Raw genomic sequence first — 12,897 nt, forward strand, 5'->3', positions numbered from 1 at the left:
CGGCAAGACAGTGAGGTGAGAGCGGTGTCGTCGGGGCGAGCCACGCGAATGGGACCCGCCGAACTCATGCAGGCTGCGGCGATGGCGCGCCGCTTCTACCTGGAGGGCAAATCCAAGATCCAGATCGCTGACGAGTTCGGGGTGAGCCGCTTCAAGGTGGCCCGGGTTCTGGAGACAGCGCTCGAACGTGACCTGGTGCGCATCGAGATCCGGGTACCCGCCGAGCTGGACGCCGAGCGTTCGGACGCGCTGCGCGCCCGCTTCGGGCTGCGGCACGCGGTCGTCGTCGAGTCGCCCACCGAGGCAGTGGACGACGCGGCGGACCCGGAGAACCTCGGCGAGGTCGCCGCGGATCTGCTCGGCGAGCTGGTGACCGACGGCGACGTGCTGGGGCTGGCCTGGGGCCGCTCCACCATCCACATGGCAACCGCGCTACGCCAGTTGCCGCCCTGCACGGTCGTACAACTGACGGGGGTGTACGACGCCGGAACGGCCGACCGCGGCTCGGTCGAGGCCGTACGGCGGGCGGCCGAGGTGGCCGGGGGCGAGGCGCACCCCATCTACGCGCCGATGCTGCTCCCGGACAGCGCCACGGCGGCCGCGCTGCGCAGCCAGACCGGCATCGCACGCGCCTTCGAGTACTTCGACAAGGTGACCGTCGCCGCCGTCTCCATCGGCTCCTGGGAGCCGGGCATCTCCACGGTGCACGACATGCTCAGCGACAAGGAGCGCGACCACTACTCGTCACTCGGGGTGGCCGCCGAGATGTCGGCCCACCTGTTCGACGCGCAGGGCCGGCGGATCGGCCGCGACCTGGGGGAGCGCTGCATCACCGTGGAGGCCGAGCGGCTGCGCCGGATTCCGGAGGTCGTCGCCATCGCCGGGGGGCACCGCAAGGCGGCGGCCATCGGTGCCGTGCTCCGCTCCGGCCTGGTCACCAGCCTGGTCACGGACACGGCGGCCGCCGACTGGCTGCTGAACGAGGAACAGCCGGGCCCCCGTCCGGCGTTGGAGCGTACGGACCCGGACAGCACCGCCGCTTCGTAGCGGTTCGCGTCCCGGAAGGTTCTCAGAAGGGCAGCACGCCATGACGACCAAGAGCACCAAGCTGCCAGGGCTCGGCAAGCAGTACGACATCACCACCCGCTCCGGCCGGCACATGTCGGTGGTGGCGCACCAGGACGGTCGCCGGTTCCTCGGCTTCTACCGGGAGGACGACCCGGATGCCTGTGAGGCGACGGTGCCACTCGACAAGGAGGAGGCCGCCTCACTCGCCGAGATCCTCGCGCCGGGCGAGAATCCCAGGCTGGGGACGTGCGAGATGGAGATCGACCTGGTCACCGTCCGGATCCCGATGTCCGGTCAGTCGCCGTTCAGCGGAGAACCCCTCGGCGCGACCCGGGCCAGGACCCGCACCGGTGCCTCGATCGTCGCCGTGCTGCGCCGTACCGGTGCCGTTCCCTCGCCGGGCCCCGACTTCCGCCTGGAGGCGGGCGACACCCTGGTCGCGGTCGGCACCCGGGAGGGTGTGGAGGAGCTCACCCGGATCATCGCCGGTACCTGACCCGGCCCAGGCAGCCGCTGGACAACTGAAAGGGCCTTTGTGCACGACACCACCGTTCTGCTGATCGAGCTCGGCGCCGTCATTCTGGGCCTGGGGCTGGTGGGCCGCTTCGCGGGCCGGATCGGGCTCTCCCCCATCCCGCTGTACCTGCTGGGCGGCCTTGCCTTCGGACACGGCGGCTTCTTCCCGCTGACCGCCAGCGAAGAGTTCATCCAAGTCGGCGCGGAGATCGGGGTGATCCTGCTCCTGCTGCTGCTCGGCTTGGAGTACAGCGCTTCGGAGCTGGTGACCAGCTTGAAGACCCAGTACCCGTCCGGGCTCGTGGACTTCGCGCTGAACGCGGTGCCGGGCGCGGTGGCCGCCGTGCTGCTGGGCTGGGGGCCGGTGGCGGCCGTCGCGCTGGCCGGTGTCACCTGGATCTCCTCGTCCGGTGTGATCGCCAAGGTGCTCACCGACCTGGGCAGGCTGGGCAACAGGGAGACCCCCGTCATCCTGGGTGTGCTGGTGATCGAGGACCTGTCCATGGCCCTCTACCTGCCGCTGCTGACGGCGCTGGTGGCCGGGCTCGGTGTGGCGGGCACCAGCCTGACGATGGTCGTCGCGGTAGGCAGTGCGGGCCTCGTGCTGTTCGTGGCGCTGCGGTTCGGCCGCCACATCAGCCGCGCCGTCAGCTCCGACACCCCCGAGATGCTGCTGCTCGTCGTCTTCGGGCTGACCCTGCTGATCGCCGGTATCGCAGCCAAGCTCCAGGTCTCCGCGGCTGTCGGGGCCTTTCTGGTGGGTATCGCGCTGTCGGGGGAGACGGCGGAGAACGCGCGCAGCCTGCTGACCCCGCTGCGCGACCTGTTCGCCGCCGTGTTCTTCGTCTTCTTCGGGCTCAACACCGAGCCGGCCGAGATCCCGCCGGTGCTGCTGCCCGCGCTGGCGCTGGCGGTCGTCACCGTCGTCACCAAGGTGATCACCGGCTGGTACGCGGCGGGCCGCGCCGGGGTGGGGAGCAAGGGAAGACTGCGTGCGGGCGGGGCGCTGGTGGCACGTGGCGAGTTCTCCATCGTCATCGCGGGGCTCGCCGCGGGCACCGATCCACGGATCACTCCGCTGGCGACCGCGTATGTGATGATCCTGGTGATCTTCGGGCCGCTGACAGCGCGCTGGGCGGAGCCCGTCGTACGGAATCTCAAGGGCCTGGCCGACACCCGTCGTACGCGCCGGGAGGCCGGGCCCACGGACGGTGCCCGGCACGAGGACACCGCGGCCCGGCCAGGGGAGCGCACCCCGGACGACCAGGCGGCGGGCGCCGGCCACTCGCCATAGTCGGCCACCCGTCGTGCCTCTGCCCCAGCAGGCGGTCACCCTTCGCCACCGGCCACCCCGGAGTGCGTAACCGCCCTGTGCGTTCCCACCAGAGCCCTCCCGGCACTCCGGCGGATCGTCCGTGGTCGCATGGATGTGCGGACGTGGGAGACTTAAGTACGTGCGTTTTCTCAATGATCAGCGGCCCCCGTACGACCTGACGTACGACGATGTCTTCATGGTGCCGAACCGCTCAGCGGTCGGCTCCCGGCAGGGCGTGGACCTGTCCTCGCCCGACGGCACCGGTACCACCATCCCGCTGGTGGTCGCCAACATGACCGCCATCGCCGGGCGCCGGATGGCCGAGACCGTGGCCCGCCGGGGCGGACTCGTGGTGATCCCCCAGGACATCCCGATCGACGTCGTCACCGAGGTCATCGGCTGGGTCAAGCGACGGCACCACGTCCTCGACACCCCCATCACCCTCGCCCCCACGCAGACCGTGGCCGACGCGCTCTCGCTGCTGCCCAAGCGGGCACACGGCGCCGGTGTCGTGGTCCGCGACGGCCGGCCCGTCGGCGTCGTCACCGAGTCGGACCTGACCGGCGTCGACCGCTTCACCCAGCTCTCCGAGGTCATGGCGAGCGACCTGATGGTGCTCGACGCGGACATCGACCCGCGCGACGCCTTCAACAAGCTCGACGCTGCGCACTTCAAGTTCGCGCCCGCCGTGGACTCCGACGGCAGGCTCGCGGGCATCCTCACCCGCAAGGGCGCGCTGCGGGCCACGCTCTACACCCCCGCCGTGGACGCCGACGGAGCCCTGCGCATCGCCGCCGCGGTCGGCATCAACGGCGAGGCCGTGGCCCGGGCCAAGGCGCTGCTCGACGCGGGCGTCGACACCCTCGTGGTGGACACCGCGCACGGGCACCAGGAGGGCATGCTCGAGGTGCTGAGGGCCGTCCGCGGCCTCGACCCGGCCGTGCCGATCGTGGCGGGCAACGTGGTGGCCGCCGAGGGCGTACGCGACCTCGTCGAGGCGGGAGCCGACATCGTCAAGGTCGGCGTCGGCCCCGGCGCCATGTGCACCACCCGCATGATGACCGGCGTCGGCAGGCCGCAGTTCTCCGCCGTGCTGGAGTGCGCGGCCGAGGCACGCAAGCACGGCAAGCACGTGTGGGCCGACGGCGGCGTGCGGCACCCGCGCGATGTCGCCATGGCCCTGGCCGCCGGTGCCTCCAATGTGATGATCGGCTCCTGGTTCGCGGGCACCTACGAGTCGCCCGGCGACCTTCAGCAGTCCGCCGACGGGCGGTTCTACAAGGAGTCCTTCGGCATGGCCTCGGCGCGTGCCGTACGCAACCGTACGGCCGAGGATTCGGCCTACGACCGGGCCCGCAAGGGGCTGTTCGAGGAGGGGATCTCCACCTCCCGGATGTTCCTGGACCCGGCCCGTCCCGGCGTCGAGGACCTGATCGACTCGATCATCGCCGGAGTCCGCTCGGCCTGCACCTACGCGGGAGCCGCCACGCTGGACGAGTTCGCCGAGAACTCCGTCGTCGGCGTGCAGAGCGCCGCCGGCTACGCGGAGGGCAAGCCGCTGCACGCCAGTTGGTGACCTCCCCGCACACCAGCCGGTGACCCCACCGCCGCTCCACCACGCCGGCGCCGCGCCCCGCACGGGGTGCGGCGCCGGTTGCGCAACTGCCCTTCCTCGGGCGCCCGTTGCATGATCGGATAGCGCCCATGAGCACATATACGCGTCATGCGAACGCCGGTACGGGTCCTGGTGAGATCACTCCGGACGGCTGTGCCGTCGAGGTCTACTCCCGGCTGCCCGACATGGGCGAGGCGGCGATCGTCGCCTCTGCCGTCGCGGGGCCCCGTGGCCGCACCCTGCTCGAACTCGGCGCGGGCGCCGGCCGGATGACCAGGGCTCTGGTCCGGGAGGGCTTCCGGGTCACGGCCGTGGACGAGTCGCCCGGCATGCTCGACCTGATCGAGGACGCCAGGACCGTGCGCTCCGCCATCAAGGACCTCGACCTGGGTGAGCGCTTCGACGTGGTGACCCTCGCCTCCTTCCTCGTCAACAGCGCCGACGACGACCAGCGCACCGGACTGCTGTCCGCCTGCGCCCGGCACGTCGCCGACGACGGCTGCGTGGTCATCCAGCGCCAGCACGACACCCGCAACGAGGACGTACGCCCGGGACACGGCTGGCGGGGCGACGACATGTCCATCACCACCACGGAGGTGGAGCCCGTGGGGGACGGCGTCGTGCGTACCCGCGTGGAGTACGTGGTCGAGCAACACACCTGGACACAGACGTACTTCTCGCGAGTGCTGCCCGAACCCGTCTTCACCGAGGTGCTGGCCGCCTCGGGCCTGAAGGTGGACCGCTGGCTGACGGACCGGCACGACTGGGTGCGTGCGGTGCCGGCACGCGGCTAGGGCGGCGCCCCGAGGGGGCGCGGGGAACTGCTCCCCAAGCTCTTCGAGCAGGGGGTACCCCACAGCCACACGACACCCGCAGCCCGCAAACAACAAACAGTGGCACCCCCTGGCCGGAACATGACCCGTGTTCTACTAAGCGCCGTGTCACTGAACGATCTCGACGAACGCATCGTCCACGCCCTCGCCGAGGATGCCCGCCGTACGTACGCCGACATCGGAGCCGAGGTCGGCCTGTCGGCGCCCGCCGTGAAGCGGCGGGTCGACCGGCTGCGGGAGCGGGGCGCGATCACCGGGTTCACCGTGCGGGTCGACCCCTCGGCGCTGGGGTGGCAGACGGAGGGGTTCATCGAGATGTACTGCCGCTCGCGCACCTCGCCGGAGGATATCCACCGGGCGCTGGCCCCCTACCCCGAGGTGGTGGCGGCCTCCACGGTCACCGGGGAGGCCGATGCCCTCGTGCAGGTGTTCGCCGCCGATATGAGGCACTTCGAGGCCGTGCTGGAGCGGATCGCCGGGGAGCCCTTCGTCGAGCGCACCAAGTCCGTGCTGGTGCTCTCCCCGCTGCTGCGCCGCTACACCGCGGGCCCGCCGCTGTGAGAGGTGCCATCCGCACCCAGGGAGGCACAACAGATCGACGCGATCCCGGCTTGACACGCAACAGACTGCGGGTCAGTTCGCAAGATCCCCCGCTTGTGGCGCACCGGAGCCGACCGTAGCGTCGAAGGCGTGCGAATCGCTCTTCACCAGTCCCAGGCCCAGCCCTCCACTGCGGGCTCCGGCGGCCTGGCCTCCCTCGACGGTGCCGCCGGGCAAGCCGCGGCGCGGGGTGCCCGGCTGCTGGTCACCCCGGAGCTGTCCCTCGCCGGCTACGCCCTCGACGACCCGGCGCGGTCGGCGGAACCGGCGGCGGGGGACAGCGCGGCCGCCGTCTCCCGGATCGCCGCCGAGCACGGCGTGGCCATCGTCTACGGCTACCCCGAGCGGGGCGAGGACGGCGCGGTCCACAACTCCGCACAGCTCGTCGGCCCGGACGGCATCGCACTCGCCAACTACCGCAAGACGCACCTGTACGGCCCCTACGAGGCCAAGCACTACACGCCCGGCGAGCTGCTGCCCGTCCAGGCCGAGCTCGACGGTGTCCGGCTCGGGCTGCTGATCTGCTACGACGTGGAGTTTCCCGAGGCGGTCCGCGCGCACGCGCTGGCGGGCACCGATGTCCTGCTGGTGCCCACCGCGCTGATGCGCCCGTACGACACCGTCGCCGAGACGCTGGTGGTGGCACGCGCGGTGGAGAGCCAGCTGTACGTCGCCTACGCCAACCGCGTCGGGCGCGAGGGCGAGTTCGACTTCGCGGGACTGAGCTGCCTGGCCGCACCCGACGGCACCGTGCCGGTGCGCGCCCCGGGCACCGGCGAGGCCCTGCTGGTCGCCGACGCGGACCCGGTGGCGCTGCGCGCCTCCCGCGACCGCAACCCGTATCTGGCCGACCGCCGCCCCGAGCTGTACCCGCGCTAGCCGCCGAAGCCTCACGCGCACACCCTCAAGCACTCCCGCACCACCCAGGAGCCGACCCCTCATGACGTCCACCGTGCCCACCGTGCCCAACGCTGCCCACGAGCACGACGAGCGGCAGGAAGCCCAGCAGCGCCCGCAGCCACCGCTGACCATGTTCGGGCCCGACTTCCCGTTCGCCTACGACGACTTCCTCACGCACCCCGCGGGTCTCGGCGCCGTGCCCCCGACCGAACACGGCACCGAGGTCGCCGTCATCGGCGGCGGCCTTTCGGGCCTGGTGGCCGCCTACGAGCTGATGAAGATGGGGCTCAAGCCGGTCGTCTACGAGGCCGACCAGCTCGGCGGGCGGCTGCGGACGGCCACGTTCGAGGGCGGCGACCCCTCGCTGAACGCGGAGATGGGCGCCATGCGGTTCCCGCCGTCCTCCACCGCGCTCCAGCACTACATCGACCTGGTGGACCTGGAGACCAAGCCGTTCCCCAACCCGCTGGCACCCGACACGCCCTCCACCGTCATCGACCTCAAGGGCGAGACGCACTACGCGCGCACGCTGGAGGACCTGCCGCCCGTCTACCACCAGGTGATGGACGCCTGGAACGCGTGCCTGGAGGAGGGCGCCGACTTCTCTGCGATGCAGCAGGCGATACGCGAGCGGGACGTGCCCCGCATCCGCGAGATCTGGTCCCAGCTGGTGGAGAAGCTGGACAACCAGACCTTCTACGGCTTCCTGTGCGACTCGGCCGCCTTCGCCTCCTTCCGGCACCGGGAGATCTTCGGCCAGGTCGGGTTCGGCACCGGTGGCTGGGACACCGACTTCCCCAACTCCATCCTGGAGATCCTGCGCGTCGTCTACACCGGCGCCGACGACGACCACCGCGGCATCGTCGGCGGCTGCCAGCAGCTTCCGCTGCGGCTGTGGGAGCGCGAGCCGGACAAGCTCGTCCACTGGCCGCAGGGCACCAGCCTCAAGTCGCTGCACCCCGGCGGCGTGCACCGGCCCGCCGTCACCAGGCTGCACCGTACGGCCGGGAACCGCGTGACGGTCACCGACGCGGACGGCGATATCCGCACCTACCGCGCCGCCGTCTTCACCGCGCAGTCCTGGCTGCTGCTGAGCCGTATCGACTGCGACGACGCGCTGCTGCCCATCGACCACTGGACGGCGGTGGAGCGCACCCACTACATGGAGTCCTCCAAGCTGTTCGTGCCCGTCGACCGGCCGTTCTGGCTGGACAAGGACCCCGAGACCGGGCGCGACACGATGAGCATGACGCTCACCGACCGGATGACGCGCGGCACCTACCTGCTGGACGACGGCCCCGACAAGCCGGCCGTGATCTGCCTCTCCTACACCTGGTGCGACGACAGCCTCAAGTGGCTGCCGCTGGACGCGGGCGAGCGGATGGAGGTGATGCTCAAGTCGCTGGGCGAGATCTATCCCGGGGTCGACATCCGCAAGCACATCACGGGCAATCCGCTGACCGTCTCCTGGGAGGACGAGCCCTACTTCCTGGGTGCATTCAAGGCGAACCTGCCCGGCCACTACCGTTACCAGCGGCGGCTGTTCACCCACTTCATGCAGGAGACGCTGCCCGCCGACCGGCGGGGCCTCTTCCTCGCCGGGGACGACATCTCCTGGACCGCCGGCTGGGCCGAGGGCGCCGTGCAGACCGCGCTCAACGCCGTCTGGGGCGTCATGCACCACCTGGGCGGCAGCACCGACCCGGTCAACCCCGGGCCCGGTGACGTGTTCGACGAGATCGAGCCGGTGAGGCTCCCGGAGGACTGACCGGATGTGCGGGGGGCGTGCCCGGGCGTGCTCAGTGCCACAGCGGCGTCAGCAGGTCAGTGCCACAGCGGCGTCAGCAGGCACCGCCCGGCCGTCCCGACCGTCGCGTCCAGCCCTTCCGCCATCTCCTCCAGCAGCTCCCCGCACCCGCGCAACCCCCACAGCGCACGGAACGAGACCCAGGCGGCGCCCCGGGCCCGCTCCAGGCTCCACGAGCCGACGAGATGGGTGAGCGGGTCGGCGACATCCAGCAGGTCGGGGCCCGGCATCAGGTCCTCGCGGATGCGCTCCTCCAGCCCGGTCAGCAGCTCCCCGATCCGCTCGAAATCCGCCTCCAGATCCCCGGGAACGGCCGCCAGCGCCCGGCAGGTGTCCACCAGCGCCAGCGGAAGGTCGTGGCAGATGTGCGCGTTGATACCCGCCAGCGCGAACTGCAGCGGGTGGACGGAGGGATGGCGCCGGAAGCGGAAGAGCGGCCGCCAGCAGGAGGGCAGCCGCAGCCCGGCGGCCTCGGCGTCCACCGCGTCCAGGAAGCGCCGAGCGAACCGGGTGCCCAGCTCCCCGGTGGCGGCCCGGTCGTCGAAATACCCCGCGATCAGGCGCCGTTCCAGCTCCTCGGTCACCGACAGATACACCCGGTTGAAGACCGCCACACCGTCCTGTCTGGGCAGAGTCGCCCGGATCTCGCGCATCTGGGCCGTCACTTCGGCGATGGGCGCCGACGAGGCCGCGCGCTGCGCCGGAACCTGGTCCGTTGAGGTCATGCCCGCAGCCTGACAGCCACTCGCACCCTGTGCGGGCAGCCCGGCCGCTACGGCCCCCGGACGGAGGACGGCGCCGCAGCGGCCGTGCCAGCGGGGTCGGCTCAGCGCGGCTCGTCGTACCCCTCGTCGTAGCCGCTGGTCCCCTCGTCCAGCAGCGGCTCCTGCCCCTTGAGATGGGCCGGAGCCAGTGCCTTGAGCGCGTGGTAGCCGGTGAGCACCACCAGGGTGCCCAGGGCGATGCCGCCGAGCTCGAAGTTATCGGTGATCTTCAGATCGACGCCGCCGATCCCGATGATGATGCCCGCGGCGACCGGTACCAGGTTCAGCGGATTGCGCATGTCGACACCGTTGTTGATCCAGATCTGCGCGCCGAGCAGACCGATCATCCCGTAGAGGATCACGGTGATACCGCCCAGCACCCCGCCGGGGATGGCCGCGACGACGGCGCCGAACTTCGGGCAGAGCCCGAAGAGCAGCGCGAAGCAGGCGGCGGCCCAGTACGCGGCCGTCGAGTAGACCCGGGTGGCGGCCATGACGCCGATGTTCTCCGAGTACGTTGTCGTGGCCGGGCCGCCGAACGCCGTCGAGAGGACACTGCCGGCACCGTCCGCGGAGATCGCCGTGCCGAGCTTGTCGTCCAGCGGGTCGCCGGTCATCTCGCCGACCGCCTTCACATGCCCCGCGTTCTCCGCCACCAGCGCGATCACCACTGGAAGCGCCACCAGCACCGGCGACCAGGAGAAGTCGGGCGCGTGCACGGACGGCAGCCCGAACCAGTCGGCCTTGCCCACACCCGACAGATCCAGCCGCCAGTGGTCCACCGTCTTGCCGCCGGCGTCCGGCGAATGAATCCGGCCGAAGACGGTGTCGAACGCCCACGACATCAGATAGCCGGCCACCAGCCCCAGTAAAATGGCGATCCGCGACCAGAAGCCGCGCAGGCACACCACGGCGAGCCCGGTCAGCAGCATGGTCAGCAGCGCCGTCCACTGGTCCTGCGGCCAGTACGTCGACGCCGTGACGGGAGCCAGGTTGAAGCCGATCAGCATGACGACCGCGCCGGTCACCACCGGCGGCATCACCGCATGGATGATCCGTGCACCGAACCGCTGCACGGCCAGCCCGACGAGGAAGAGCACGGTGCCGACCACCAGGATCGCGCCGGTCACCGTGGCGCTGCTGCCACCCTGGCCGCGGATGACCGCGGCGACCCCGACGAAGGAGAGGCTGCACCCCAGATAGCTCGGCACCCGGCCGCGGGTGGCGAGCAGGAAGAGCATCGTCGCCAGCCCGGACATCATGATGGCCAGATTCGGGTCCAGGCCCATCAAGACCGGCGCCACGAAGCTGGCCCCGAACATCGCCACCACATGCTGGGCGCCGAGTCCCGCCGTACGCGGCCAGGACAGCCGTTCGTCCGGCCGCACCACGGCGCCGGGTGCCGGGACGCGCCCGTCGCCGTGCACCTTCCATCGCACGCCGAGCCCGCCCATGTCGCTCCCGTTTCGTTGGCCGATTCTGATCGGCCCACATACTAGTTCGACCGCACAGGGCCCCTTCGCCCGGTGGGGGCGCCCCATCAGGGGCGCGGGGAGGTGTGCGCGCGACCACGACGCACCCGCAGCCCGCAACGCACCCTCAGGGGCAGCCCCCTCCCGGAGAAGCTAGGTGCGGAGCACCCGAGCGGCGGCCGGCAGCGCCAGCAGCAGCGCCGTGACCACGGCGAACGACACGGAGAGGCTCGTGGACTCGGCGATCCACCCGACGGCAGCCGGCGCCGCGAGCCCGGACGCGTACGCCAGCGTGGCGACCCCCGCGATGCCCTGCCCGGGCGCGGCGGCGGAGAGTCGACCCGCCGCCGCGAAGCACAGCGGCACGATCACCGCGATCCCCACTCCGATCAGCGCGAACCCCGCCACGGCCGCGGGCGGCGTCCGCGCGCCGACCACCAGCGCGGCGCCGGCCGAGGCCAGCACCCCGCCGACGCGTACCGTCGCCACCGGCCCGAACCGCCGCACCACCGCGTCCCCGCACAGCCGCGCCAGCGCCATCGTGCAGGCGAACGCCGTGTACGCGGAGGCGGCCAGACCCGGCCCGGCGCCCGTCACATCGGCCAGGTAGATGCCCGACCAGTCCATCGAGGCACCCTCGGCGAACACCGCGCAGAAGCCGAGCAGACCGATCGCCAGCACCCCGCGTGAGGGCAGCGCGAATCGGGGCGGGGCGTGAGCCTCCCCGGCCCTGTCGTCGTCCCCGGCCTCGTCGGCTCCGTCGGTTCCGTCGGCGCCGTCCGGGAGCCGGGAACCCGAGTCTTCCCGTCCTGGCGTCCACCGGGCCGCCACCACCGCCACCGCGGCCAGCAGCGGCGCAGCCACCCCCAGGTGCACCCGCGCGTCCAGCCCGGCGTGCGCGGCGACCACGCCTCCGGCGCCGCCCACCAGGGTGCCCACGCTCCACAGGCCGTGCAGCCCCGACATCACCGAGCGGCCGTAGGCGGCCTCGACCCGCACCCCCTGGGCGTTCATCGCCACGTCCATCAGCCCGAGGCCGCAGCCGTACACGAACAGCGCCAGGCACAGCCAGCCCAGCGCGGGGGCGAGCGGCGGCAGCGCCAGTCCGGCGCAGCAGGCCAGTGACACGGCGGCCAGCGCCCGACGCGGTCCGTAGCGGTGTGCCAGCCGTGCCGAGAGCGGCATGGCGGCCGAGGCGCCCGCCGTCATGAACACCAGTGCCAGGCCCAGCCAGCCGGGGCTGAGGTCCAGGTGTTCGCGCAGCCAGGGAATCCGGGTGGCGAAGGTGCCGCTCGCCGTCCCGTGCACCGCGAAGCTCACGGAGACCGCCGCACGCGCGGCCCGTACGGCAGACGCCGGACGACCGTCGCTGCCGGTGTCGGCCGGGTGCCCAGCGGGAACGCCCTCCTCCCGGGGCCCCGACGGCGAGTCGGCCGCCGCTCTCGAACCCGTCCGCGCCCCGGCCCGCCGCTCCGGCCCGCTCTCGCCCGTACGCATCTCGCCTCCCAGCCGTACCGGTGCCACCTGCGGGCCCCCGGCAGATCGTGCCCCGCTCGCCCGCCGCTCGAACCCGTGCGGGCCCGGCAACGCATGGGGCAACGCATGGGATCTCCGGGGCTGCTGTGAGTCACCACACAGGCTCCGCTCGCATAGTCCCCGGCGCCACGTGGCAGACTGGGGGTACCTCCCGGCCGCAGGCTGGGGGAGTACCAGTGACGTCAGCGCACTCCGGGGTCGGTGAAAGTCCGAACCGGCGGTTACAGTCCGCGACCCGGCCGCAGCCAGCAGCCGGTTGACCAGGTGAGATTCCTGGACCGACGGTGAAAGTCCGGATGGGAGGCAGTGCGCGGCGGACCGCAACCGGTGCACCGCCGTCGGCGGCGGTCCCGTTCCGGAGAAGGCAGAACCGGAACCGGGCCCCTTCCGTCCGGCCGGGTCGTTCCAGGGCGCGCGTCCGTCACAAAGTCCCGAAGCAGCCCCGGAGTCCGTGCCCGAAGAGGCAGGAGG

11 protein-coding genes and 1 riboswitch are annotated in these 12,897 nt (G+C 71.9%); of the genes, 8 read left to right on the forward strand and 3 right to left on the reverse strand.

Features of this window, described 5'->3' with window-relative positions:
- Positions 1 to 48: 48 nt before the first annotated feature.
- From JW592_RS20170 to JW592_RS20205, 8 genes are all read left to right on the forward strand, one after another.
- Positions 49 to 1,047 (forward strand): sugar-binding transcriptional regulator, encoded by a 999-nt coding sequence (locus JW592_RS20170; protein ID WP_209266574.1) that lies wholly within the window; start codon positions 49 to 51, stop codon positions 1,045 to 1,047.
- Positions 1,048 to 1,087: 40 nt separating this feature from the next.
- Positions 1,088 to 1,564 (forward strand): cation:proton antiporter regulatory subunit, encoded by a 477-nt coding sequence (locus JW592_RS20175; RefSeq protein ID WP_209266575.1) that lies wholly within the window; start codon positions 1,088 to 1,090, stop codon positions 1,562 to 1,564.
- 39 nt (positions 1,565 to 1,603) lie between these two features.
- Positions 1,604 to 2,878, forward strand: a complete 1,275-nt coding sequence (locus JW592_RS20180) for a cation:proton antiporter (protein ID WP_307805479.1) — start codon at positions 1,604 to 1,606, stop codon at positions 2,876 to 2,878.
- Between the two features lie 133 nt (positions 2,879 to 3,011).
- Complete coding sequence (locus tag JW592_RS20185; protein WP_209266669.1) at positions 3,012 to 4,475, forward strand: GuaB1 family IMP dehydrogenase-related protein; 1,464 nt, start codon at positions 3,012 to 3,014, stop codon at positions 4,473 to 4,475.
- A gap of 128 nt (positions 4,476 to 4,603) precedes the next feature.
- A complete protein-coding gene (locus tag JW592_RS20190; protein ID WP_209266576.1) occupies positions 4,604 to 5,308 on the forward strand; it encodes a class I SAM-dependent methyltransferase in 705 nt (234 codons plus the stop codon).
- A gap of 144 nt (positions 5,309 to 5,452) precedes the next feature.
- Positions 5,453 to 5,908 carry an Lrp/AsnC family transcriptional regulator gene (locus JW592_RS20195; RefSeq protein ID WP_209266577.1) on the forward strand — a complete coding sequence of 152 codons (456 nt, stop codon included), beginning with the start codon at positions 5,453 to 5,455 and terminating at the stop codon, positions 5,906 to 5,908.
- A 129-nt stretch (positions 5,909 to 6,037) separates the two neighbouring features.
- Positions 6,038 to 6,826 (forward strand): carbon-nitrogen hydrolase family protein, encoded by a 789-nt coding sequence (locus tag JW592_RS20200; protein WP_209266578.1) that lies wholly within the window; start codon positions 6,038 to 6,040, stop codon positions 6,824 to 6,826.
- A 61-nt stretch (positions 6,827 to 6,887) separates the two neighbouring features.
- Entirely contained in the window at positions 6,888 to 8,615 is a 1,728-nt protein-coding gene (locus tag JW592_RS20205) for a flavin monoamine oxidase family protein (RefSeq protein ID WP_209266579.1), read from the forward strand.
- A gap of 56 nt (positions 8,616 to 8,671) precedes the next feature.
- Here the strand turns inward: JW592_RS20205 and JW592_RS20210 are convergent, their stop codons facing one another.
- The 3 genes from JW592_RS20210 to JW592_RS20220 all read right to left on the reverse strand — a co-directional run bounded on the left by JW592_RS20210 (position 8,672) and on the right by JW592_RS20220 (position 12,387).
- Complete coding sequence (locus JW592_RS20210) at positions 8,672 to 9,379, reverse strand: DUF5995 family protein (protein ID WP_209266580.1); 708 nt, start codon at positions 9,377 to 9,379, stop codon at positions 8,672 to 8,674.
- 101 nt (positions 9,380 to 9,480) lie between these two features.
- Entirely contained in the window at positions 9,481 to 10,872 is a 1,392-nt protein-coding gene (locus JW592_RS20215) for a uracil-xanthine permease family protein (RefSeq protein WP_209266581.1), read from the reverse strand.
- A gap of 171 nt (positions 10,873 to 11,043) precedes the next feature.
- A complete protein-coding gene (locus JW592_RS20220; RefSeq protein ID WP_209266582.1) occupies positions 11,044 to 12,387 on the reverse strand; it encodes an MFS transporter in 1,344 nt (447 codons plus the stop codon).
- Between the two features lie 222 nt (positions 12,388 to 12,609).
- A riboswitch (FMN riboswitch) is annotated at positions 12,610 to 12,740 on the forward strand.
- The last annotated feature ends 157 nt before the right edge of the window (positions 12,741 to 12,897 follow it).

This window comes from Streptomyces spirodelae (genome assembly GCF_017676385.1).
Taxonomy (GTDB): Bacteria; Actinomycetota; Actinomycetes; order Streptomycetales; family Streptomycetaceae; genus Streptomyces; species Streptomyces spirodelae.

Coding starts and splice junctions, on each gene's coding strand:
- JW592_RS20170 (WP_209266574.1), top strand. CDS start 49: ATGGGACCCGCCGAACTCATGCAGGCTGCGGCGATGGCGCGCCGCTTC.
- JW592_RS20175 (WP_209266575.1), top strand. CDS start 1,088: ATGACGACCAAGAGCACCAAGCTGCCAGGGCTCGGCAAGCAGTACGAC.
- JW592_RS20185 (WP_209266669.1), top strand. CDS start 3,012: ATGTGCGGACGTGGGAGACTTAAGTACGTGCGTTTTCTCAATGATCAG.
- JW592_RS20190 (WP_209266576.1), top strand. CDS start 4,604: ATGAGCACATATACGCGTCATGCGAACGCCGGTACGGGTCCTGGTGAG.
- JW592_RS20205 (WP_209266579.1), top strand. CDS start 6,888: ATGACGTCCACCGTGCCCACCGTGCCCAACGCTGCCCACGAGCACGAC.
- JW592_RS20210 (WP_209266580.1), bottom strand. CDS start 9,379: ATGACCTCAACGGACCAGGTTCCGGCGCAGCGCGCGGCCTCGTCGGCG.
- JW592_RS20215 (WP_209266581.1), bottom strand. CDS start 10,872: ATGGGCGGGCTCGGCGTGCGATGGAAGGTGCACGGCGACGGGCGCGTC.
- JW592_RS20220 (WP_209266582.1), bottom strand. CDS start 12,387: ATGCGTACGGGCGAGAGCGGGCCGGAGCGGCGGGCCGGGGCGCGGACG.